General features: G+C 68.3%; 17 protein-coding genes. 11 read left to right on the top strand and 6 right to left on the bottom strand.

Annotated features, from left to right (window positions below):
- Positions 1 to 24: 24 nt before the first annotated feature.
- From V3W47_RS03860 to V3W47_RS03835, 6 genes are all read left to right on the top strand, one after another.
- Positions 25 to 1,341, top strand: a complete 1,317-nt coding sequence (locus V3W47_RS03860; RefSeq protein WP_331823853.1) for an ABC transporter substrate-binding protein — start codon at positions 25 to 27, stop codon at positions 1,339 to 1,341.
- Between the two features lie 98 nt (positions 1,342 to 1,439).
- Positions 1,440 to 2,387, top strand: a complete 948-nt coding sequence (locus V3W47_RS03855) for a carbohydrate ABC transporter permease (RefSeq protein ID WP_331823852.1) — start codon at positions 1,440 to 1,442, stop codon at positions 2,385 to 2,387.
- Positions 2,384 to 3,256: a carbohydrate ABC transporter permease gene (locus V3W47_RS03850; protein ID WP_331823851.1), complete on the top strand. Its 873-nt coding sequence runs from the start codon at positions 2,384 to 2,386 to the stop codon at positions 3,254 to 3,256. The genes V3W47_RS03855 and V3W47_RS03850 overlap by 4 nt, the downstream gene beginning before the upstream one ends.
- Complete coding sequence (locus V3W47_RS03845; protein WP_331823850.1) at positions 3,253 to 4,269, top strand: glycoside hydrolase family 43 protein; 1,017 nt, start codon at positions 3,253 to 3,255, stop codon at positions 4,267 to 4,269. Before V3W47_RS03850 ends, V3W47_RS03845 begins: the two co-directional genes overlap by 4 nt.
- 333 nt (positions 4,270 to 4,602) lie before the next feature.
- A complete protein-coding gene (locus V3W47_RS03840) occupies positions 4,603 to 5,523 on the top strand; it encodes a glycoside hydrolase family 43 protein (protein ID WP_331823849.1) in 921 nt (306 codons plus the stop codon).
- A gap of 20 nt (positions 5,524 to 5,543) precedes the next feature.
- Positions 5,544 to 7,355: a glycoside hydrolase family 43 protein gene (locus tag V3W47_RS03835; RefSeq protein ID WP_331823848.1), complete on the top strand. Its 1,812-nt coding sequence runs from the start codon at positions 5,544 to 5,546 to the stop codon at positions 7,353 to 7,355.
- Between the two features lie 63 nt (positions 7,356 to 7,418).
- Here V3W47_RS03835 and V3W47_RS03830 read toward each other — a convergent pair whose 3' ends face one another.
- Positions 7,419 to 7,775, bottom strand: coding sequence for a hypothetical protein (locus V3W47_RS03830; RefSeq protein WP_331823846.1), 357 nt, complete (start codon positions 7,773 to 7,775; stop codon positions 7,419 to 7,421).
- Between the two features lie 300 nt (positions 7,776 to 8,075).
- Between V3W47_RS03830 and V3W47_RS03825 the strand changes: the two genes are divergently transcribed.
- On the top strand, positions 8,076 to 8,633 hold the full coding sequence (locus tag V3W47_RS03825; protein ID WP_331823845.1) for a DUF4142 domain-containing protein: 558 nt from the start codon (positions 8,076 to 8,078) through the stop codon (positions 8,631 to 8,633).
- A 131-nt stretch (positions 8,634 to 8,764) separates the two neighbouring features.
- Here V3W47_RS03825 and V3W47_RS03820 read toward each other — a convergent pair whose 3' ends face one another.
- From V3W47_RS03820 to V3W47_RS03810, 3 genes are all read right to left on the bottom strand, one after another.
- A complete protein-coding gene (locus V3W47_RS03820; RefSeq protein ID WP_331823844.1) occupies positions 8,765 to 9,616 on the bottom strand; it encodes a carbohydrate ABC transporter permease in 852 nt (283 codons plus the stop codon).
- A complete protein-coding gene (locus V3W47_RS03815) occupies positions 9,613 to 10,536 on the bottom strand; it encodes a carbohydrate ABC transporter permease (RefSeq protein ID WP_331823843.1) in 924 nt (307 codons plus the stop codon). The genes V3W47_RS03820 and V3W47_RS03815 overlap by 4 nt, the downstream gene beginning before the upstream one ends.
- A gap of 312 nt (positions 10,537 to 10,848) precedes the next feature.
- Entirely contained in the window at positions 10,849 to 12,291 is a 1,443-nt protein-coding gene (locus V3W47_RS03810) for an extracellular solute-binding protein (protein ID WP_331823842.1), read from the bottom strand.
- Between the two features lie 110 nt (positions 12,292 to 12,401).
- On the opposite strand from V3W47_RS03810, the gene V3W47_RS03805 reads away from it, so the two are divergent.
- The 4 genes from V3W47_RS03805 to V3W47_RS03790 all read left to right on the top strand — a co-directional run bounded on the left by V3W47_RS03805 (position 12,402) and on the right by V3W47_RS03790 (position 18,165).
- Positions 12,402 to 13,943, top strand: a complete 1,542-nt coding sequence (locus V3W47_RS03805) for a cation:proton antiporter (protein WP_331823841.1) — start codon at positions 12,402 to 12,404, stop codon at positions 13,941 to 13,943.
- Positions 13,944 to 14,245: 302 nt separating this feature from the next.
- The gene (locus tag V3W47_RS03800) at positions 14,246 to 15,469 is read left to right on the top strand and encodes an ROK family protein (RefSeq protein WP_331823840.1); all 1,224 of its coding nucleotides are present in this window, start codon (positions 14,246 to 14,248) and stop codon (positions 15,467 to 15,469) included.
- Between the two features lie 55 nt (positions 15,470 to 15,524).
- Entirely contained in the window at positions 15,525 to 16,787 is a 1,263-nt protein-coding gene (locus tag V3W47_RS03795) for an ABC transporter substrate-binding protein (protein WP_331823839.1), read from the top strand.
- Positions 16,788 to 17,049: 262 nt separating this feature from the next.
- A complete protein-coding gene (locus V3W47_RS03790) occupies positions 17,050 to 18,165 on the top strand; it encodes a family 43 glycosylhydrolase (RefSeq protein WP_331823838.1) in 1,116 nt (371 codons plus the stop codon).
- 271 nt (positions 18,166 to 18,436) lie between these two features.
- Here V3W47_RS03790 and V3W47_RS03785 read toward each other — a convergent pair whose 3' ends face one another.
- Positions 18,437 to 19,603, bottom strand: coding sequence for an anhydro-N-acetylmuramic acid kinase (locus tag V3W47_RS03785; protein ID WP_331823837.1), 1,167 nt, complete (start codon positions 19,601 to 19,603; stop codon positions 18,437 to 18,439).
- A gap of 537 nt (positions 19,604 to 20,140) precedes the next feature.
- Entirely contained in the window at positions 20,141 to 21,970 is a 1,830-nt protein-coding gene (locus tag V3W47_RS03780) for a glycosyl hydrolase family 18 protein (protein ID WP_331823836.1), read from the bottom strand.
- Between the last annotated feature and the right edge of the window lie 35 nt (positions 21,971 to 22,005).

Genomic DNA, 22,005 nt, shown 5'->3' with positions numbered 1-22,005 from the left:
CCCCACCGACCCCGGAGGTCGACCATGAACCGCACCCTGCGCCGCACCGCCCTGCTCACGCTGCTCGCCCTCGGAACCGCCGGGGCGCAGAACTACACCGGGCCGAAGGTCCAGCTCTCCTTTCTGCACGGCTTCACCGGCCCCGATCGGCCCGTGATGGAGTCGCTCGTCAAGCGCTTCAACGACACCCACCCGAACATTCAGGTGCGGGCGCAGGCGCAGCCGTGGGCGACGACGTGGCAGCAACTGCCCTCGCTCGTGGCCTCTGGCCGGGCACCCGACGTGGCCGTCATCAACGAGGACCAGATCACGGGCTTCGTCGCGCGCGGGGCCGTCTCGCCCCTCACCGCCGCCGAACTGCGGACGGCGGGCATCGACAAGGCACGCTTCTTCGGGCCGCTGTTCGCCACGGCGGACTACCAGGGCCAGTCGTACGGGGTGCCGATCTCCAGCGTCGCCTACGTCATGTTCTACAACAAGGACCTGATGCGGAAGGTCGGGCTGGACCCCAACAAGCCGCCCCGTACCCGCGCGGAGTTCCTCCAGATCGCGCAACGCTGCACGGTGGACAAGAGCGGCAAGAACTCGACCCAGGCGGGCTTCGATCCCAGGAACCTCGACACCTGGGGCGTGAGCCTCTACAACAACTGGGTGGGCGCGCGGGCGGCCTACGCGGCGATCCTGCAAAACGGCGGCTCGCTGATCGACGCCAAGCAGAACGCGGCCTTCAACTCGCCCCAGGCGGTGAGCGCCGTGCAGTTCCTCGTGGACCTCGTGCAAAAGCAGCGCGTGGCCCGTCCCAATAGCACCGAGGAGGCCGAACTCGCCGCCTTCAGCCAGGGCAAGGTGTGCATGTTCCCCAGCGGGCAGTGGTACCTCGACCGCTTCGAGACCCAGAAGATGAACTTCGGCGTCACCTTCATGCCGCGTGTGGGCGGTACCGTGCGCGACGCCGCGTGGGGTGGATCGAGCCACCTGACGTTGCCGAGGCAGCGCCCCGGATACGACGCCAACAAGCGCGCCGCCGCCCTCGCCTTCATGTCGTGGCTCGCGCAGCCCGCGCAGAACCTCACCTGGACCGCGACCGGCAGCCTGCCCACCCAGGGGGCCGTGGCCCGCAACGCCAAGTTCGAGACGGCGGCCATCAGCGGCGTCTTCGACCGCCTGAACAGCGTGTACGCCACGAGCGGCTTTCCCTGGGTCGGTCAGGTGATGGTGCCCTTCGATCAGGCGTGGGAGGCCGCCTACCTGGGCAAGAAGCCCGTCGCGCAGGCCCTGAACGACGGCGTGCGTGAGGCGAACAAGCAGATCGAGCAGGCGCGCAAGAACTTCCAGCAGTAACGGCCCCCCGGCGGCCCGGCTCCCTCACCACGCTCCACTGGGTCAGGGAACGGGCCGCCTCCCTTTCGCCCTCCTTCCCCGCGCGAGGTGCCCGCCCCATGACCGTCACGAATGCCCCCTCCGAAGTGGCTACGGCCCGCGCCCCCGCGCCGCGCCCGCGCCTGAACATCGAACCCTACCTCTACCTGCTGCCGCACGCGCTGCTGTTTTTCGTCTTCACCATCTATCCCATCGGCTACGGCCTGTACATCAGCCTGCACCGCTGGGACCTGCTGAGCGGGCGTCAGCCCTTCGTGGGAGGGGAGTTCTACCGCAACATCTTTACGCCGGGCACCCCACAGGCCGACTTCTTCTGGAAGACGCTGTGGAACACGACCTTCTTTACCATCGTCAGCGTGCCGCTGCTCGTGGCGGCGGCGCTGGGGCTGGCCCTGCTGCTGCACAAGCCGATCTTCGGGCGGGCCTTTTTCCGGGCGGTGTTCTTCATGCCGGGCATCCTCACCGTATCGGTCATGGGCATCCTGTGGCGCTGGATGTTCGACAACCAGATCGGGCTGGTGAACGCGGCGCGCGAGCTGTTCTTCCGGGCACCGCCGATCCCCTGGCTCTCGACCGAGGGGCTGGCGTGGGTGCCCATCGTGGTGGGGACGATCTGGTGGACGCTGGGCTTCAACATGACGCTCTACCTCGCCGCGCTCGGCAACGTGCCCGCCTCGCTGTACGAGGCCGCCTCGCTCGACGGGGCGACGCCGTGGCAGAGTTTCCGCTTCATCACCGTGCCCATGCTGGCCCCCGTGACCCTCTTCGTCCTCGTGACGACGGCGCTGGCGTCCTTCCAACTGTTCGGGCAGTCGCTCGTCATCACGAACGGGGGGCCGAGCCGCTCGACCCAGAGTGTGATCCAGTACATCACCGAGGAGGGCTTCACGAACGCGCAGTATTCGAGCGCCGCCGCGATGGGCTTCGTGTTCGGCCTGTTCATGCTCGTGCTGACGGCCATCCAGTTCCGCTCGATGGCGCGTGACGTGAAGGAGACGGGCGCATGACGGTCGCCCCGCCTCCCCCCGCCGGGTCCACCACACCCCGCCGTCGCCGGATGCCGCGTGACCTGCCCCGCTTCATCGTCCTGTGCCTGCTGTCGGTGCTGTTCCTCGCGCCGATCTACTGGATGATCTCGACCTCGCTGAAGACGGAGGCGGACGCCATCGCCACACCGGTGCAGTGGATTCCGCGCAACATCACCTTCGAGAACTACACCTCGGTGCTGACCTCGCCCGACGGCAACATCCTGCGCTGGACGTGGAACTCGCTGTACGTGGCCGCCGCGTTCACAATCATCCACGTCGCCCTGTGCGCGCTGACGGCCTATCCCCTCGCCCGCATGCAGTTCCGGGGGCGCAACGCCTGGTTCTGGTTTATCCTGTCGAGCCTGATGATTCCGGGCATCGTGACCCTGATTCCGACGTACATCATGATGCTGAATTTCAACTGGATCAACTCGTACCACGCGCTGATCTGGCCGGGCATCAGCGGCGTCTTCGGCGTCTTCCTACTGCGCCAGTTCTTCGTGGGCATCCCGCGCGAGCTGGAGGAGGCCGCCCGGCTCGACGGGGCGAACAGCCTGCAAATCCTGTGGCGCATCATCCTGCCGCTGAGCATCCCCCCGCTCGTGACCCTGGCGGTCTTCTCGTTCATGGGGTCGTGGAACAACTTCCTGTGGCCGCTGTTCACCGTCACCGACGTGGACAAGATGACCCTTCCGGTCGGCATCACCACCTTCTCGCAACGGTACGTGACCGAGTACGGGAAGCTGATGGCCTCGACCACGCTGGCGGCGGTGCCCGCACTGATCGCGTACCTCCTCGCCCAGCGCTTCCTGGAGTCGGGCCTCTCCACCTCGGGGTTGAAGGAATGAAGACGACACGCCTCGCCCTGACGCTCACGCTCGGTGCCCTGCTCGCCCCCTCCCCGACCCTCGCGGGTGGTGGGGCCACGGCGACCCGGCCCGCCCCGACGGCCACCTTCAAGAATCCCGTTCTCGACGAGAACTTCCCCGACCCCCATATCCTCAAGGTGGGGAACACCTACCACGCCTACGCGACGAACAGCGCGAATGCCAACGTCCCCCACGCCGTCAGCCGCGACCTCGTGCGCTGGGAGGTGGGGGGCGACGCAATGCCCACGCTGCCGGGCTGGGCGAAGGGGGGGCGCACCTGGGCACCGGAGGTCGCGCGCTTCGGCCAGCGGTACGTCCTCTACTTCACCGCCTGGCACGAGGAGAGCGGTCGCCAGTGCATCGGGGCGGCCACGTCCACCGCCCCCGCCGGACCCTTCAAGCCCGCGCCCGGCGACCCCCTCGTCTGCCAGCTCGACGAGGGCGGCAGCATTGACGCCAGCGCCTTCCGCGATGTGGACGGCAAGAATTACCTGCTGTGGAAGAACGACGGCAACTGCTGCAATCAGGCGACGAACCTCTACCTGCAACCCCTGGACGCGACCGGGCTGAGGCTGACGGGCAAGGCCAGCACCCTGATCCAGAACTTCGCGCTGTGGGAGGGCAACGTCATCGAGGCCCCGACCCTGCACCGGGCGGGCGGCGTGTACTACCTGCTGTACTCGGCGGGACCCTTCGACAGCGACCTGTACGCGGTGGGGTACGCGACGGCCCCGAGGATCACCGGACCCTACCGCAAGGCCCCAGAGAACCCCATCCTCGTGAGCAAGGGAGCGGTCGCCGGGCCGGGGCACCAGACGGTCGTCACCGATGGCGCGGGCCGCACCTGGCTCGCCTACCACGCGTGGACGGCGGGCAAGATCGGTGACGCGGTGGGCTACCGCAGCATGTACCTCGACCGGGTGACGTTCGGTGGCGGCAAGGTGCGGGTCAACGGGCCGACGCTGACGCCGCAGGCGAGGCCGACGCCTTGAGGTGGGGGTGAAGTGGCGCGGCCTTCCAGAGCCGTTGAAAGAAGGGTCCGGCCTCTGTTGATCAGGTGAGCTGGTCACACGCCCCCTCACCCCGGCCCTCTGCTTCGCAGCTCTGCGCGTCACCCACGAGGGGAGAGGGAGAAAGGAGCTAAAGCTCTCGCTCTTAGCCCCTCCCCCTTGAGGGGGGAGGCCGGGTGGGGGTGAGCGGGCGGCGCATCCCCGGAACATAGATGGACTAACTACCGTGCTTGTTCACCTATCGTTCGTCGTCATTGAGTTTCAAGGCTGCTCACGCCTTCAAAGCTCCCGTCTTCTCTAACGAAAGGTCCATCCATGCGTGACCCCCTCCCCCAAGAACCTCTCTACCCCGGCAACTTCGCCGATCCCTTCGTCCTGCTCGTGGACGGGACGTACTACGCCTACGGCACCGGTCTTCATGGGCGGGCGGGGCAGCAGGCCTTCGAGGTGCTGTCCTCGCCCGACCTCGTTCACTGGACCTCGCACGGGGGGGCGCTCGAACCGCTGACCCCGGAGGAGCAGGACTACTGGGCACCCGAGGTCACGCGGAATGGAGACACATTCTTCATGTACTCCTCCGTGGGACAGGGCGATAAGGGGCACCACCTCCGGGTAGCGACGGCCCCGCACCCGCTCGGCCCCTTCACCGACCTCGGGTTGAACCTGACGCCGGACGAGCCGTTCGCCATCGACCCCCACCCCTTCCGGGCACCGGACGGCTCGTGGTGGCTGTTCTTCGCGCGGGACGACCTGACCAGCGAGCGGCCCGGCACGGTCCTCGCCGTGGCCGAGTTGCACGACATGAAGCGTCTGGGGGAGACGCGGACGATTCTCCGAGCGACCGGGGACTGGCAGATGTACCAGCGTGCCCGCCCGATGTACGGTGCGGTGTACGACTGGCACACGCTGGAGGGTCCTTTCGTGCTGTACCGGGACGGGGGGTACCACCTGCTGTATTCCGGTGGGGCCTGGACGAACGAGAGCTACGGGGTCGGGCACGCGGTCGCTGACCACCCGCTCGGCCCGTGGACGGAACCCAGCCCCGGCGCGAACGTGCTGCGGACCGCCGGACACCTGCGCGGCCCCGGTCACGCCAGCGTCACCCAGGGACACGACGGGGACATTCTCGTCTTCCACGCCTGGAACGAGGAGCGCACCAAACGGCAGCTCCACGCCGCGCCGCTGCGCTGGGAGAACGGCGCACCCACGGCCCTTCCCTCGCCCGTCCACTCGTAGCTCACCCCGGAGGTTTTCCCATGCCGCGCACCGCCCGTCTCCGCTCTACCCTGCTTGCCCCGTCCGTCCTCGGTGCCCTGCTCCTCTCAGGGTGTGACCGGTTCAGTCCTCCCCAGACCGGGCGCACCTACACCAACCCGCCCGTCATCACGAAGGCGGACGGCACCCGCGTGGAGTCCTGCGCCGACCCCGACATCCTGCGCGGCACCGACTCCACCTGGTACCTGTACTGCACCACCGACCCGCACAACGCCTCCGAGCGCGACGCGCAGGGCAATCCCGTCTTCCACCTCATCAGCATGGCGAAGTCGGCGGACCTCGTGAACTGGACGTACGTGGGCGACGCCTTCACGACCAAGCCGGACTGGGTGAAGGACGACGCGGGGCTGTGGGCACCCGAGGTGGTGCGGCAGGGCAACACGTACCTCCTCTACTACACGGCCTCCGACACCGAGGCGGGCGGCAGCGCCATCGGGGTCGCCACCGGGCCGACGCCGACCGGGCCGTGGACGGACAGCGGCACCCCCGTCGTGGAGCCGCAGCCCGCGCCCGGCCCGGATGCGGACCCGAATGGTCGCCGCTGGGTGTTCGACCCGGAGGTGCTGACGGACGCCTCCGGCAACCGCTGGATGTACTACGGCAGCTACTTCGGCGGCATCTCGGTGCGGCGGCTCAGCGGCGACGGGCTGAGGACCGACCCCGCCACCCAGCGCGAGGTCGCGCTCGACAACCGCTACGAGGGCGCGCAGGTGGTGTATCACGGCGGCCTCTACTACCTGATGGCCTCGGCCACCAACTGCTGCGGCGGGCCGCTGACGGGCTACAGCGTCTTCGTGGGCCGCTCGGCCAGCCCGACGGGTCCCTTCGTGGACAGGGACGGCGTGTCCCTCCTCGACCCCCGCGTGGGCGGTACCCCGGTGCTGAGCATGAACGGCAACCGCTGGGTCGGCCCCGGCCACAACGTCGTCTTTCAGGACGCCGCCGGGCGGCACTGGACGGCCTACCACGCCATCGACCGCCTCGACCCCTACCTCGACGTGACGCGCAACCTCAACAAGCGCCCGATGCTCCTCGATCCCGTGGACTGGGTAGACGGCTGGCCCACCGTGCGGGGCGGCGCGTGGGCGTCCGACGGGACGCGGCCCGCCCCCGCCGCCCAACCCGGCGAGGCGACGGCTCCCGCGTCCGCCGTGGTCGGGCAGGACAGTCTGGGAAACCAGCTCGACGCCTACAGCGACGACTTCACCGGCTCCACCCTCGCCTCCCGCTGGACCTGGGTGCGCCCGCCCGCCGACGGGACGACCGGCCTGGAAGACGGCACCTTCCGCTTCGACACCCAGTCCGCCGACCTGTACGTGGACAGCAACGACGCCTCCGTGCTGACTGCGGAGGCACCCACCGGGAATTACGCCGTGGAGGTCAAGCTCAACATCGACCTGCCCGACGAGGGGTGCTGCTTCAACTATTCCCAGGGCGGCCTCGTCATCTACGGCGACGACAACCGCTTCCTCAAGGTCGCCGTCTTCTCCAACTTCAACACGCGCCAGATCGAGTTCGCCAAGGAGGTTGCCGCCGGGCAGGAAGGCTACCCCCGCTACGGCAACACCGTCCTCGCCTCGCCGGGCCGCGACACCTGGCTGCGCGTCGTGCGCCGGGCGAGCGGGAACGAGGAGACCTACACGGGCTACTCCAGCCGCGACGGGGTGAACTGGACGCGCGGCGGCACCTGGACCCACAACCTCGGTGGGGCGAAGATCGGCCTCGTCTCGATGGGCGGGGCGGGCTTCACCACCCGTTTCGATTACGTGCGGGTGTACAACTTGAAGGACTGAAGAGCAGGTGTCAAAAAAGCTGGAAGCCGCGTCCTCTCCGGCCTCCAGCTTCTTTTTTGGAGTTCAGGCGTCCGGGTCCGCCTCCCAGTCCGTCAGGGTGTAGGCACCGAGCACCGTGCCCGCCAGCCCCAGGAAGTACGCGCGCTCCTTGCCGCCCTTCAAACTTGCCACCAGAAAGGGCAGCGCCGCCAGCGCGGGCACGCTCGACAGCTCGATCTTGCCGTGCAGCGGGAAGGGAATCGTCCGCTTCAGGGCCGGGGGATAGTCCGTCAGGGCGCTGATCACGAGGTACGTTCCCGCGAAGGCGTAGGACGCCGTGCGCGCCGCCCCGTTCAGTCCCAGCAGGGAGGGCGCGGCCAGCATCGTGCCGCAGGCGACGTAATCGATGATTCCATGCACGCGGGGCTTGATCGGCTTCATGCGACTCAGCATGAGGACGCACGCCTCAACGTGGATGGCTTTTCTCCCAAGCCCTCTTGAGAACGTGGCTGTCGGAACAAAGTGTATTGTCTATCTATTCGCGGCGCTCGTCTTTCTAAGCTCATCCGTAGTCTCAGACTCCTCAACCCAATCCGGAACACCACAGTCTTTTTTCTTACGCTCCTTCATGGCTCAACTTTGACTTCACAAGGATTCACGGCTGCATGAAGGTGGGAGGGTTTGACGAGGCTTCTCCCGCTGGCAAACTACCGGGGCACATCGTTCCCTGGAGGTTTCACCATGAACAAGAACCGACGTTTGATGGCTTCCGCCCTCGCCCTGAGCATCGCCCTGCCCGCCGCCCTCGCCGGGGGGGCCGAGGGGCAGTCCACCGCCCAGAACGCCCAGACGAGCGGTCAGAGCACCGCGCAGGTGTCCAACGACACCGACGTGCTGTTCATGGAAGTGGCGACCATGAGCAACCTCACCGAGATCAACACCTCGCGCCTCGCCCTGCAAAAGAGCAGCAACGCGCGGGTGCGGGCCTACGCGCAGGAGATGATCACCGAGCACACGCGGGCACAGGCCGAGCTGAACGCGCTGGCCGCCGCCAAGGGCGTCAAGCTCACCGACAAGCCGGGGGCCGACCAGCGCATCCAGTACAACCGCCTCACCACCCTGTCGGGCGCGGCCTTCGACGCGGCCTACAAGAACGTGCAGGTGGGCGGGCACCAGATGACCCTCGACCTGATCGAGACCTACCGCTCGGTGGGCAAGGACCAGCAGGCCCTCGCCTACGCCGCCAAGATTCAGCCCGTCGTGGCCCGGCACCTCGCCGAGGCGAAGACGCTGCCCTGAGAGACGGAGCAGGGGAGAGGAGAGGGCCGCTCGCTGTGGGCGGCCTTTTTCCTGGAGAGATGCAAAAGCGCCCCACACCGTCTTCAACTCGGTGCGGGGCACCCAAATTCAACCCTTGCTCCCCGTTATCGCTACCCCTTCACGCCCCCGCTCGTCACGCCCTGGATGTAGTAGCGCATCAGGAAGGCGAAGAGCGCCACCAGCGGCAGAGCGGAGAGGACGTAGGAGGCCATCAGCGCCCCGTAGTTGGGCGCGCCGGCGTTGGAGGCCCCGCCCCCCTGGAAGTTCACGAGCGCGACGGGCAGGGTGCGGTGTGCCTCGTCCAGCACCAGAGAGGGGAGCAGGTACTCGTTCCACACCGGGATCAGCCGGATGATCGCCACGCTGATGAGGATGGGCCGGGCGATGGGCAGCACGATGCGCCACAGCAGTTGCAGGTGCCCCGCCCCGTCGAGCCGCGCGGCCTCCAGCATGTCCTTCGGCAGCGCCTCGAAGGCCGCCCGCAGCACGAGGATGGCAAAAGGCTGCCCGATGGCGATGGTCGGGAGGATGAGCGCGAGGTAATTGCTCGGCAGCGGCAGCGCCCGAATCTGCACGTACAGCGGGATCAGGGTCAGGAACTCCGGCACGAGCAGCAGCGCGAGGGTCAGCCCGAAGAGGAGGTGGCGGCCCGGAAAGTCCATCAGGGCGAAGGCGTAGGCGCTAAGAGAAGCGAGGACCAGCGTCGCCAGCACGCTCGTCACCGTCACGACGACCGAGTTCAGGAGCGGCCCCTGAATCTGATTCCACGCGAGGGTGTAGTTCTCGGGGTGCAGGGTGGCGGGGATGTTCAGCAGGTTCTCGGCATACTGCACCGGACTCTTGAGGGAGTTGACGGTGGTGAAGTACAGCGGGAAGAGGGCGAGCAGCCCGAGGAGGACGAGGATCGCCTGACGCACCGCCTCGCCCGGCGTGAAGCCGGAACGGCCCGGCCCGGCGCTCACCGCGTCCCCCGGCTGATCAGGCGCGAGAGCAGCGTCATCGCCACGACCACCACCAGCAGCAGCACCGCGATGGCCATCCCGTAGCCGTACTCGCCGTCGCGGGTGGCCGTGAAGTACATCAGCAGCGCGGGCACGGTGGTGGAGTAGCCCGGCCCCCCCGAGGTCAGCACGAGCGGGCTGATGAAATACTGGACGTTCCCGATGATCGCCAGCACCGCGATGAGTCCCAGTTGCGGGCGCAGCAGCGGCAGGTCGATGCGCCACACCCGCCGCCAGCCCGTCGCCCCGTCGATCTTGGCCGCGTCGAACACGTCCTCGGGAATCGCCTGAAGCCCGGCGTACAGCAGCAGGAAGTTGAAGGCGTCGATGTACGGGAACCCCAGGAAGATCAGGCTGTAGAGCGCCGTGTCCGGGTCGCTGAGCCACTCGTGCCGCAGCCCCCCCAGCCCCACCGCCCCCAGCAGCCCGTTGAGCAGCCCATCGCTGCGGTAGAAGCTGCTCCACACCAGCAGCAGCACCAGCGACGGAACCACGATGGGCACCACGAACAGCGTCCGGTAGGCGTACTGCCGCCGCCCCCCGCGCAGGTGGAAGATCAGCTCCGCCACCAGCAGCGGCGGCACGAGCGCAAGGAGGAGGCCCAGGACCACCCAGATCATCATGTGCTGCACGGCCTCGCCCATCACCGGATCGCTTACGGCCCGCTGGAAGTTCTCCAGCCCCGTGAAATTGGGCACGTTCAACCCGTCCCAGTCGGTAAAGGCGCGCGTGATGGCGACGTAGGCCGGGTAGTACGAGAAGTAGCCCACCAGCAGCAGCGTCGGCAACAGGAAGAGGTAGGCGGGCCAGCCCCGGCGCAGCCGCGTGAGGGCCGCGCGACGGGAGGCCGGGTCGGAACGGAAGCCGGGCAGGGCGGTCATGGGGTCTCCTCGGTGGGAGGCACTCGGGAAGCGGTCAGGGATTAGCGGTCAGCTCTCAGCCGTCAGCAAGAACCAGGCTCCCCGCTTCACCGATGCGCTCCAAAAAAGGCGGCAGGCCGGGAAGCACGCGCGTGGGCGGTGTCCCGGCCTGCCGTCAGGCGGCCCGGCCTATGGGCCAGGTGTGGCTGAGGGTGGTCAAGAGAAAGGCGAAATCACACATGGGGTCTCCTGAACGGTCGGCTCTCAGCGTGACGCCTGTCTTTGCTGACCGCTGACGGCTGAAAGCTGAGAGCTTAAAGCTGACCGCTCCTCCTAATACTTCGACAGGTCCACCTTGTTCTTGCGGGCGTAGTCCTGCGCGGCGCGGTCGAGGACCGTCTGCGCCTGTGCCCTCGCCTGATCGAGCGTGAGGTTGCCGCTGAGGTACAGCCCGAAAATCTTCTGCATGTCCACCCAGCCCAGGTTGGCCGAGGCGTTCGCCGTGCCGATGGAACGTTCGGGCAGCTTGAGCTGGGCCGTGACGGCCCCCGCGTCGAAGTTGCTCAGGGCGAGCTTGACGCTCGTGCCGGGCCAGGTGGGCGCGTAGGTGCCCTGCTCGGCGGTGAGGCGCTGGAGGTTACGCGGCGTGCCGAAGTAGCGCATCCAGTCGAGGACGGCCTCCGTCTTGCCCTTCTCGCGCATGGTCTTGTTGGAAAGCGGGGTACTCATCGCGTACTGGAGGCCGCCCGTGCCCGCGTAGGCGTTGGCGGTGTTCGCGCCGGTCGCGTATTTGCTCTCGTTCTTGCTGAGTTTCGGGAAGTTGAACGCCCCCACCGGGAACTTCACGCCGGAGTCCAGCATGTCGCGGACCTTGTAGCTGCCCTCGTAGATCATGGCCTCCTTCTGGCCCACGAAGTCCTGGAAGGCGTCGTAGTTCTTGCCGGGGTCGGCGGCGATGTAGTCCTTCGGCCAGGTGTCGGTGAACTGCTTCATGATCGGCCACCACGACATGAAGCGGTCGTCCTTGGGCGTCAGGATGCCCTTGGAGATCGCCACCGCCTCGTCGAGCGGCGACTGGCCGGGCAGCCCGTCGTAGCCCGCGAGCCGCGCGTAGTCCTTCGAGTACAGGTCCGACAGGAAGTGGCGGCTCCACCACGGGTAGGCCGGGACCGCGTGCATGGGGTAGATGCCCGCGCCCTGAAGTTTTTTCGATGCCGCGATCAGCTCGGGCCAGGTCGCCGGAGCCTTCGTGATTCCGGCCTTCCTGAACAGGTCCTTGTTGTAGAAGATGGTGTAGACCACCTTGTCGCCGCTGAGTGTGAAAACCTCGCCCCTGGGGTTGCGGCTCTCGGCGAGCTGTGCTTTGTCCATCACGTCCTGCCAGGCCTTGTTGCCGGGGATGTATGGGTTGGGCTGCTTGAACGCTGGGGCGAGGTCGGCGGCCACCCCCCTGGGCAACGTCGAGTTCAGGCTGTAGGACTGCGCCCAGTAGATGTCGTACAGCTCGCCCGCCGCCGCCTTGACCCGGATCATGGTGTTCGTGTCGGGAACCGGCTCCTTGTGGAACCTGATCTTGATGCCGGGATATTTCCTCTCGTACTCGCTGGCGATCTGCTGAAAGACCTTGAGCGGGTTCTTCACGCCGGGATAGTCGGGCGTGTAGTCGGCGGCGACCATGTAGATCGTGCCCCGCCACGCGCCGGGCGCGGCGCTCGCCGTGGAGACGACGGCACTGGAACTGAGAAGCAGGGCGGTCAGGGTCAGTCTGCGGTTCATAAGCTTCCTCCCATGAGGTGAATCTGGCGGGAGCATAACAAGCGCGCAGTGCGGAAAATGGCCGATTTGTTATGTATTTCAAAATGTTGGGACCCCGGCGACACTGATGCATGCCCCTCTTCGAGACCCTGCTCGGCCTCCTGCTCGGCGCGACCATCCTCTCCGTCGTCGCCCGGCGGCTGAGCATCCCCTCTCCCACCCTTCTCGCGGTGGGCGGGGCGGTCGTCGCATTCCTTCCGGGAGCGCCCCGCTTCGAGCTGCCCCCCGAACTGATCCTGGCGGTGTTCGTCGCCCCCATCCTGCTGGACGCGGCCTACGACACCTCGTTGCGCGACCTGCGGGAGAACTGGCAGGCGGTGCTGTCGCTCGTCGTGGTGGCGGTCGGCCTGACGACGGTCGCCGTGGCCCTCACCGCCCGGCTGCTCTTCCCCGACCTGCCCTGGGCGGCGGCCATCGCCCTCGGTGCCCTGCTCGCCCCTCCCGACGCCGTGGCCGCGCTGGCCGTCCTGCGGCAGGTCAACCCGCCCTACCGCCTCCGCAAGATTCTGGAGGGCGAGAGCCTGCTCAACGACGCCTCCGCCCTGCTGATCTACACCCTGGCGGTCGGGGCGGTGGCCGCCGGGAGCTTCAGTCTGGTGGGGGCGCTGCCGACCTTCGCCCTCGTGGTGTTCGGCAGCGTCGCGGTCGGGTGGCTGCTGAACTGGCCGGTCGGCCTGCTGATCGGGCGCATCGACGACGCCCCCACCTCGGTCGTCGTCCAGTTCGTGCTCACCTTCGCCATCTGGCTCCTCGCCGAGCGGCTGGGCCTCTCCCCCGTGGTCACGACGGTCGTCTTCGGCCTGACGGCGGCGAGGCGGTCGGGTCTCGCGGCGCGGCTGAGGGTGCCGACCTTCGCCGTCTGGGACGCCGTGACCTTCGTGCTGAACGTCCTGGCCTTCACCCTGATCGGCCTGGAGCTGGGGCCGATTCTGGAGGTGCTGGGCGGGGCGGAACTCCGGCGCTCGCTCGTCGCCGCGCTCGTCATCCTGGCCGTGGTGATCCTCGTGCGCCTGCTCTGGGCGCTGTCCTACGCCCTCTCACGGGGAAGGTGTCGCCCGTCCGGCGTCCACCCGGCCCCACCCTCCACGGCCCCGCTGCGGGCGAAGAGCGGGCTGGTGATCGGCTGGTCGGGGATGCGCGGCATCGTCACGCTGGCGACGGCCCTCGCGCTCCCGGAGGGCTTCCCGGAGCGGGACTTCATCCAGCTCACCGCCTTCGTCGTCGTGCTGGGCACGCTGGTGCTTCAGGGCCTGACGCTGCGCCCGCTACTCCTGCGGCTGCGGCTGCCCCAGGACACGACGGTGGAGACGGAAACCAGCCTGGCGCGGGGCGCGGCGCTGGGGGCGGCCCTGGGAAGCCTGGATGGCGACGACTCCGGGGCCGCACAACGCCTGAAGCTCGAATACCGGGAGGCCCTGGCCCAGACCCGGAGCGGGGGAGACCCGCGTGACACGCGCGACAACGTGCTGCGGCAGCGGGCGGTCGGGGCGGCCCGCCAGGCCCTCGCCGAGCTTCGCCGCACCGGGAGGATCGGGGACGACGCCTACCACCTCGTCGAGGAGGAACTGGACTGGCTGGAGCTGAGCGCCGGGCCAGCATCGACGCCCGCCTGACTCCGCTCGATGGTCAATAAGAAGAGAGCGTTCCAGACGTGCTTTCTTTTCCCTCCCTCCTTGTGGGGGACTTGCAAAGCTGCGAAGCAGAGGGTCGGGGAGGGGGGTGACGAGCGGCGCTCGTCCTCCTGCTGAACAGCGAAAACGCCCCCGCTGCCCGATCTGCAATTCACATCAGGCGTCAACTGCCCGGCGGTGGAAAGAGCGGGCGGCGTCACGCCATGAACGCCCGCTTGACCCGGACCGGCCCCGATGTTACGCTCCAGTTAGCTCACACAATAAGCCAACTCAGGGAGGCGGATATGGCCCCAGCCAGAGGCGATCTCGGCGTCCTGCGCGCCCATAACCGCCGCGTCATCCTCAACCATCTGAGACGACTCGGCCCCGTCAGTCGCACCCAACTCGTCGAACTGACCGGCCTCAGCTCCGCCTCCATCACCGGCATCACCGCCGAACTCATGGGGGACCGCCTCCTCACCGAACGCAGCGTCGGCGAGGCCGGCAGCAGCGGGGGCCGCCGCCCCATCCTCCTCGACATCGACTACACCGCGCATTACGCCGTCGGCCTCAAGCTCCGCGAGGACCGCATCATGGCCGTCCTCACCGACCTCTCCACCGCCGTTCTCGCGCACGTCACCGAACCCCTGGATGGGCACGACCCCCACGAGGTCGCCTCCCAGATCGCGCGTCTCTGCAAGGCGCTCTCCCGGCGCGCCCGCATCGACCCCACCCATGTCATCGGCATAGGCATCGGTCTTTCCGGCGTGATCGACGCCCTTCAGGGCAACGTCGTCCATGCGCCGCTGCTCGGCTGGAGGAACGTGCCCCTCGCGCCCCTCGTCCGGGAGCGCACGGGCCTTCCCACCCACATCGACAACGACGTGAACAGCCTCGCCGCCGCCGAACGCCTCTTCGGGCACGGCAAGCACAGCGCCCACTTCCTCACCGTCGCGCTCGGGCGGGGCCTGGGCAGCGCCCTCGTCCTGGGCGGCGAACTCCACCGTGGTCGCCGGGGTGGCGCGGGCGAGTTCGGTCACAACGTCGTCGTCCCGGATGGCCGCCCGTGTTCCTGTGGCCGCCGGGGCTGCCTGGAGGCGTACACCTCCGAACCCGCCCTGCTGTCCCAGTTTCAAGAACGGCATCCTGACCTCGCCCCGCAGATCACGACCGTGAACGAACTCGTCACGCTCGCGGAGGGTGGGCACGACGGGGCCGCCAGCCTCCTCGCCGATGCCGGACGGCTGCTCGGCACGCACCTGTCGTACCTCGTCAACACCCTCGACCCCGAGCTGATCGTCATCGGCGGCGAGGGCACCCGGCTCGGTCCCCTGTTCTTCGACCCTCTCCGGGAGGCCGTCCGCGCCCGCGCCTTCGACGGCCTCGCCGACGACCTCCCCGTCGTGATCGACGCCTGGTCCGACGACGACTTCACCCCCTGGGCACGCGGGGCCGCCAGCCTCGCAGTGCAGTGCGCGTTCGACTTCGGAACGCTCGCGGAAGGAGCCGGAATGACCCACCTGCGCTGAGCCACCCACGGCCACACCGCCCCGTGTCCCCAGGTTCTTCCTCAAGGAGTGCGTTATGACCAAGACCGCCCGCTGCACCGCCGTGACCGCCCTGCTGCTCGGTGCCGCCCTCTCCAGCGCGGGCGCGCAGGGCCGGAAGACCGTTGTCTTTCTGTCCAGCCAGAACGAGGACGTGGGGTACACCCGCGTCATCAGCGAGCTGTCCAGGGAGTACCAGAAGACCCACCCGAACTTCGCGTACCAGTACCAGGGCAACACCACCGAGATGACGCAGAAGCTCCAACTTCTCGCCGCCAGCAAGAGCCTGCCCACCCTGTACTCCATCGGCGAACCCGCCTTCCTGCAACAACTCGCCCGGCAGGGCCAGGCCACCGACCTGGAGGCGACCTTCAGGCGGCTGGGCATCTACAACCAGCTCAACCCGGTCGCCGTGGACCTGAACAAGAAGCTCACCGGCGGAAAACTCCTCGGCCTGCCGCTCGAACTCAACATCGAGGGCTTCTGGTACAACAAGAAACTCTTCGCGGAGAGTGGCCTCAAGGAACCCCGCACCTGGGACGAGATGCTCGCCGCCGCCGAGAAGTTCAGGCAAAGGGGCATCCAGCCGTTCGCCGCGTCCGGTCAGCAGAAGTGGCCGCTCACCCGGTTGATGGGCGGGTACGCCGTCCGCAAGCTGGGGGCCGACGCGATGGACCGCGTGAAGGCGGGCACCCTGAAGCTCACCGACCCCGCCTTCGTGGAGGCGGCGCGCGCCGTGCAGGACATGGGCCAGAAGGGGTATTTCGGTCGGGGCGTGAACACCATCGACTACGACACCGCCGTGGATACCTTCCTGGGGGGCAAGGCGGCCATGTTCTACATGGGGAGCTGGGAGCTGCGGACCTTCAACGACCCCGCCCGCAACAAGATCGGCGTGGGGAACATCGGGTTTTTCAACACCCCGCTCGTCAGGGGCGGCAGGGGCACCCTGAACGACTGGTCGATCAACACCGGCCTCACCGTCGCCGTCAACCAGTCTCAGAACGACGCGGCACTCGGCGACTGGATGAGATACGTCTTCGCCAACTACGCCAACCGCGCGATGGGCGACCTCGGCATGCTCACCGGCTTCAAGGTGACGAAGATGCCTGCCAACGTTCCCGCACTGACCACGCTGACCCAGCAGAAGCTCAACACCGCCAGGAAGGGCTACCTGTGGTTCGAGGCGTACTTCTCCGCGAAGGCGACGGCGGTCTCGCAGGACAACGTGCAACTCCTCGTGACGGGCGACCTGAGTCCCGAGGAGTACCTGGCGCAACTGCAAGCCGCGCTGAGGTAGACGGCAGGCATTTCCAGCGAAGAGGAAGGCGAGGGCCGTCGGCTCGCACGGACTGGACCTGTGCTGACGCGGCGGCCTCACACGCGCCGCTCCAGTCGTGGCACCCCCAAACGGACCGGTCTCACGTCGTGAACGGCGAGCACGTCAGCCCGTCGCCCAGTGCTTCCAGGCCGCCTGTCCCGTCGGCCCGTCCTCGCCCCTGCCCACGAGCGGACGCGGGGAAGGGGAGACCCTATCCGGCTCCTCTCACAAAAGGAACTCCATGACCACAGAAAAACTTGATCACGGCTCCTCTTCCGGCCAGCAGAGCGGAACGGCGAGGCGCACCTCCATCACCCCCGGTAGGCTCTGGCTGGACACGGGCGGCCACCTCATTCAGGCCCACGGCGGGTCCATCCTGTTCGAGAACGGCACCTTCTACTGGTACGGCGAGAACAAGGAGCGCACCACCGGCGGGAGCGACATCTGGCACTGGGGCGTCCGCTGCTACGCCTCGCGCGACCTGTACAACTGGGACGACCTCGGCGTGATCATCCCGCCCGTCCTGGACGATCCCACCTCGCCCCTACACCCGGCGCAGAAGATGGACCGCCCGCACATCATCCACAACCGCCTCACCGGCCAGTACGTCTGCTGGGTCAAGGTGATGTACCCCGACGACACGCAGAAATCCACGGTCCTCGTCGCCGACTCGCTCCTCGGTCCGTACCGCATCGTCCGCACGAACCTGCGACCGCTGGGCATGAGCGCCGGGGACTTCGATCTGGTCGTGGACCCCACCGACGGCAAGGCGTACTTCTACTTCGAGCGGGTCCACAGCGAGCTGATCTGCGCGGACCTCACGGGGGACTCCACGGACGTGACGGGGTATTACTCCACCCACTTCCCGCAGCCCCACCCGCCGTTCGTGCGGGAGGCCCCCGCGTACTTCCGGCGCGGTCATCTGCACTACCTGTTCACGTCGGGCACCACCGGGTACTTCCCGAACGCCTCGGAGGTGGCGGTGGCGCGGACGTACCACGGGCCGTGGACGGTGCTGGGCGACCCTCACCCGGACGACGAGGCGCGCACGTCGTACCGTTCGCAGATTTGTTCGGTATTCAAGCACCCGCACAAGAAAGACCTCTATATCGCCCTCGCCGACCGCTGGCTCGGAGAGCGGGAGGTCGATGCGCGGCGGGCCGCCCGGATGTTCGAGACGGCCTTCGCGAGCGGACGCCCCGGTGAATACTTCGCGCGGTACGAGCAGGACGACCCGGAGGTCTTCGCCGCGCCGGACACGTCGCGGGCGGGGTACGTGTGGCTGCCGGTGCGGTTCGACGGGGAGATGGCGTACCTGGACTGGAAGGACGAGTGGCGCGTCGAGGACTACGAGTAACGCGGCTCGCGGTGGCCTCTCCTCGGGAGCACGCGGAGACCTGAAACGTCTTGCCGAACCGCTTGGGTGTCGCTCCAGTTCTCAGCCGGGGGAATCTGACAGGTTGAGAGGAGCGGCCTCCAGGACGCAAAAAGGGACGACGAATAGGGACGACGAATAGGGACGAATGGGGACGTGACCCCTCCCAGTGCCACCCGCTCAGCACCGCTGGCTCGGCAGCGCGGACCACGGCGCATCTTCCCGGAGCCGGGCCGCAGAGAAACGGTCGCCGTCACTGGGGATCGGTCCACGGCCTGGACAGCTTCCCGGCGACGACGGCATGCCGCGCGCCGGTCGTTCCCGGCAGGGTGTTGCGCCAGCCCCGGTAGGCGTAATACCCCAGGACCGCGAAGGCGGCGGCCTCGCGCGCACTGGAATTCCAGCCGCGCTCCTCGAAGGTGACGACGGGGACCGGGGCGAGGAGACGGCGCAGGTGCCCCATCAGGGTGGGGTTGTACGCGCCCCCGCCCGCCACCACGATCTCGTCGAGGCCGAGGGGCAGCACGAAGCGCGCGTAGGCGTCCGCGATGGTCCGCGCGCTGAAGGCCGTCACGGTCGCGGCGATGTCGGGGGCGTTCAGCTCGTACACCCCCGGCAGCTCGCGGAGGTTCCAGCGCTCGCGCCCGGTGGACTTGGGCGGGGGTGCCTCCAGGTAGGGGTCCCGCCGCCACGTCTCCACCAGGCTGTCCGCCACGTCCCCGGCGGCCCCCAGGCGGCCCCCCTCGTCGTAGCGCCGCCGGAAGAGTTCGGCGGCCTCGTCGATCAGGGCGTTGGCCGGTCCCGTGTCGAAGGCGAGGACGCCCGCCTCGCTCAGGCCGGGCAGGTACGTGAGGTTGCTGATCCCGCCGAGGTTGTGCACAGCCCGCCGCACGCCCGCCTCGGCGTACAGCAGGCGGTCGGCGAAGGGGACCAGGGGCGCGGCCTGCCCGCCGGCGGCGAGGTCGGGGGGCCGGAAGTCCGACACGACCGGCCTGCCCGTCCGCTCCACGATCACCGACGCCTCGCCGAGCTGGAGGGTGGAGCGCGTGTGCCAGCCCCGTCCCTCGTCCCGCTGCGGAATGTGGTGGACCGTCTGGCCGTGACTGGCGATCAGGTCGGCCCCCGGCGCGAGGTCCGCCGCCGCCTCCGCCAGCGCCTCGCCCAGCCAGAAGTGCAGTTGGGTGAGGTCGCTCGTCCGCGCCTCGTTCCGGCAGGCGGCGAGCAGCGCGGCGCGCAGGTCGTCGGCAAAGGGCGTGTAGCGGTGTTCCAGCACGGTGGCGCGGGGGGCGGGGCCGACCAGCGCGGGCGGGAGGCCCGGCCCGTCCAGCTCCGGCCAGCCCGGAAGCTCGATCAGCACCGCGTCGATGCCGTCCACGCTCGTGCCGTTCATCAGGCCGAGCAGCCTCGGCGCGCGGGTCATGCGCCGCCCCGGATGGCGGACGGGGACGGGCCGATCTCGCCGGGCGGCAGCGGGGAGGCGAAACCAGGAGCGGGGTGAATACCGGACGGCATGGAAAGGGGCCTCCGCTGGGTCGGGAGCGTCTGGGGGGTGACGGGCGTGCCCGCAGGTTATACCGCTTGTGGACCACCGGTGGCGACCACTCAAGCCTTTGACAGAAGAACATTTGTCACCCTGAGCAAAGCGAAGGGCCTCATCCATCCTGTGCCGAGATGCTTCGCTGACGCTCAGCATGACAATTTCAATGTCAACTGCTCTACACTCCGGGCACGGAGCCAATCCGACGGGTGATGAACCTCCTCGCCCTGCTCTTGCCGCTTCTACCCCTTGTGACGGGACATCCTCACCCGGCTGGGCGCATTGTCTGCCCGGCATCCTCCGGGCACCGACCATGAGAGCGGTCCGGCCCCTGAAAGGTCCTCGGGGCACGGCTCCCCACCACAGCGAAAGTGCCAGGACTCCTTCCCCTGGCACTCCACCCCCCGACGTGTGTGACCGCTACCGCAGGCCCGCCGCCACAGCTTTGGACAGCGTGGCGGTTGCGTCGTCCCCGTCGAGCGACCAGATCATGGCCCCGCCGAGGCCCCTTTGCTTGATGTACGCCGTCTTGTCCGCGATCACCTGCGGGTCGTCGTAGCTCCAGAAGGTGCTGCCGTCGAACTTCCACATCTGCCGCGTCGTGGGGTCGCGGAACACCGTGCCGGGCGCGTTCTTCAGGACCTTGTAGTCCTCGTAGCCCGCCTCGACGGTGCCACGGGCGGCCCCCGTCGCCCGCTGGTACAGGCCGCCATTCGCGTTCGTCACGCCGGTCCAGCCGCGCCCGTAGAACGGAAGGCCCACGACGAGCTTGCCCGCAGGCGCTCCTGCCCGCAGGTAGGCCGTCACGGCGGTATCGACGCTGTAGGTCCTCTCCTCGCCGCTGCCGGGGTCAGCGGGGCTGGGATAGAGGTTGGAGTGGAAGTTGGTGGGTCCGGTGGCCGCCCACGCCCCCCGGAAGTCGTAGGTCATCACGTTCATCAGGTCGAGGCTGCGCGCGATGTTCGCCACCTCCAGTTTGGCGATCTTGGAGGGCGCGGCGGGCAGGGCGGCGGTCAGCAGCCTGCCTGGCCCGAGCTGACGCCGGAACTCCTCCAGCAGCAGCGTGAAGTTGCGCGTGTCCTCGGGCCGCACGATGTTGCCGGGCAGCCCCTCACTGGCCGGATACTCCCAGTCGATGTCGATGCCGTCGAACACGCCCGCCGCCGCGCCCGGACCGCCCGCGCCGTCGCTGACGGGCAGGTTGCCGTTGATGTAGAGGTCAACGCAGCTCTGCACGAACTTCCTGCGCGAGGCGTCGGTCAGGGCCACGTCGCTGAACTCCCTGCTCCACGTCCAGCCGCCCAGCGAGATCAGCACCCTCAGGCCGGGGTTCCTCGCCTTGAGTTCCCTGAGCTGGTTGAAGTTGCCGCGCAGCCGCTGGTCCCAGGTGTCGCCCACGCCGTCCACGCTCTCGGCGGCGGTGAAGGCCTTGCCGTAGTCCGCAAAGGCGTCACTCTTGCCCTGCGCCGTGACCGTGCAGGTGAGGTCCGGCGAGATGCCGCCGAAGGCGTAGTTCAGGTGCGTCAGGGTGGCGGCGGCCCCGCTGCGCTGCACGTCCGCCAGCCGGTAGTTGCGCGAGTAGATGCTCCACTGGGTGAAGTAGCCCACCCGCCTGTACCCGCCCGTGGCTGGCGGCGGGGGCGGGGGAGCGCCGGGGATGTTCACGCTGACGCTCACGGCGGCACTCGTCCTGCTGTTCCCGGCGGCGTCAAAGGCCCTCGCCGCGTAGCTGTATGTGCCGTTTTGCGTGTTGGACGAAAAGGCGTCGCTCGCCCGGAAGCCGTCGCCCGGCGTGGTATCGGTGGACAGCAGCGCCCCATTCTTGAGAAATTCCACCCGCGTCACGCCCACGTTGTCGCTCGCCGTGGCGCTCAGGGTGACGCTGCCCGCTGCGGTGAGGCTGGTCGGGGAGGCGCTCAGCGTGGCGTTCGACGGCGGGGTGGTGTCGCCGGAGGGTGGCGGGGGCGGGGGGGTGCCGTCGCACGTCCCGCCTGGCCTCCACAGGCTGGGGGTGCTCCTGGGATTCCAGCCCGCGCCCGCGTAGGCCGTGTGGGTCTGGATGGCCGTGTACGTCGCCCCCCCGTACGTGACGACCTGTCCGGCGGTGTAGGTCGGTCCCTCCACCCAGGCGGTGCAGGCGGCCTGGGCGCTCACCCTCCCGGATTCATTCGCTGAGAGCTGGCCGGGCTGGCTACAGGCTCCCAGCAGCAGGGCGAAGGTGGCGGGCAGCAGGGCGCGGTGGTGGGTCATGGTGGCGTCCTTTCGGGAGATTCGGGCGGGGGTGC

This window comes from Deinococcus sp. YIM 134068, assembly GCF_036543075.1.
Taxonomy (GTDB): Bacteria; Deinococcota; Deinococci; order Deinococcales; family Deinococcaceae; genus Deinococcus; species Deinococcus lichenicola.
This window is presented reverse-complemented; position numbering and strand designations above follow the sequence as displayed.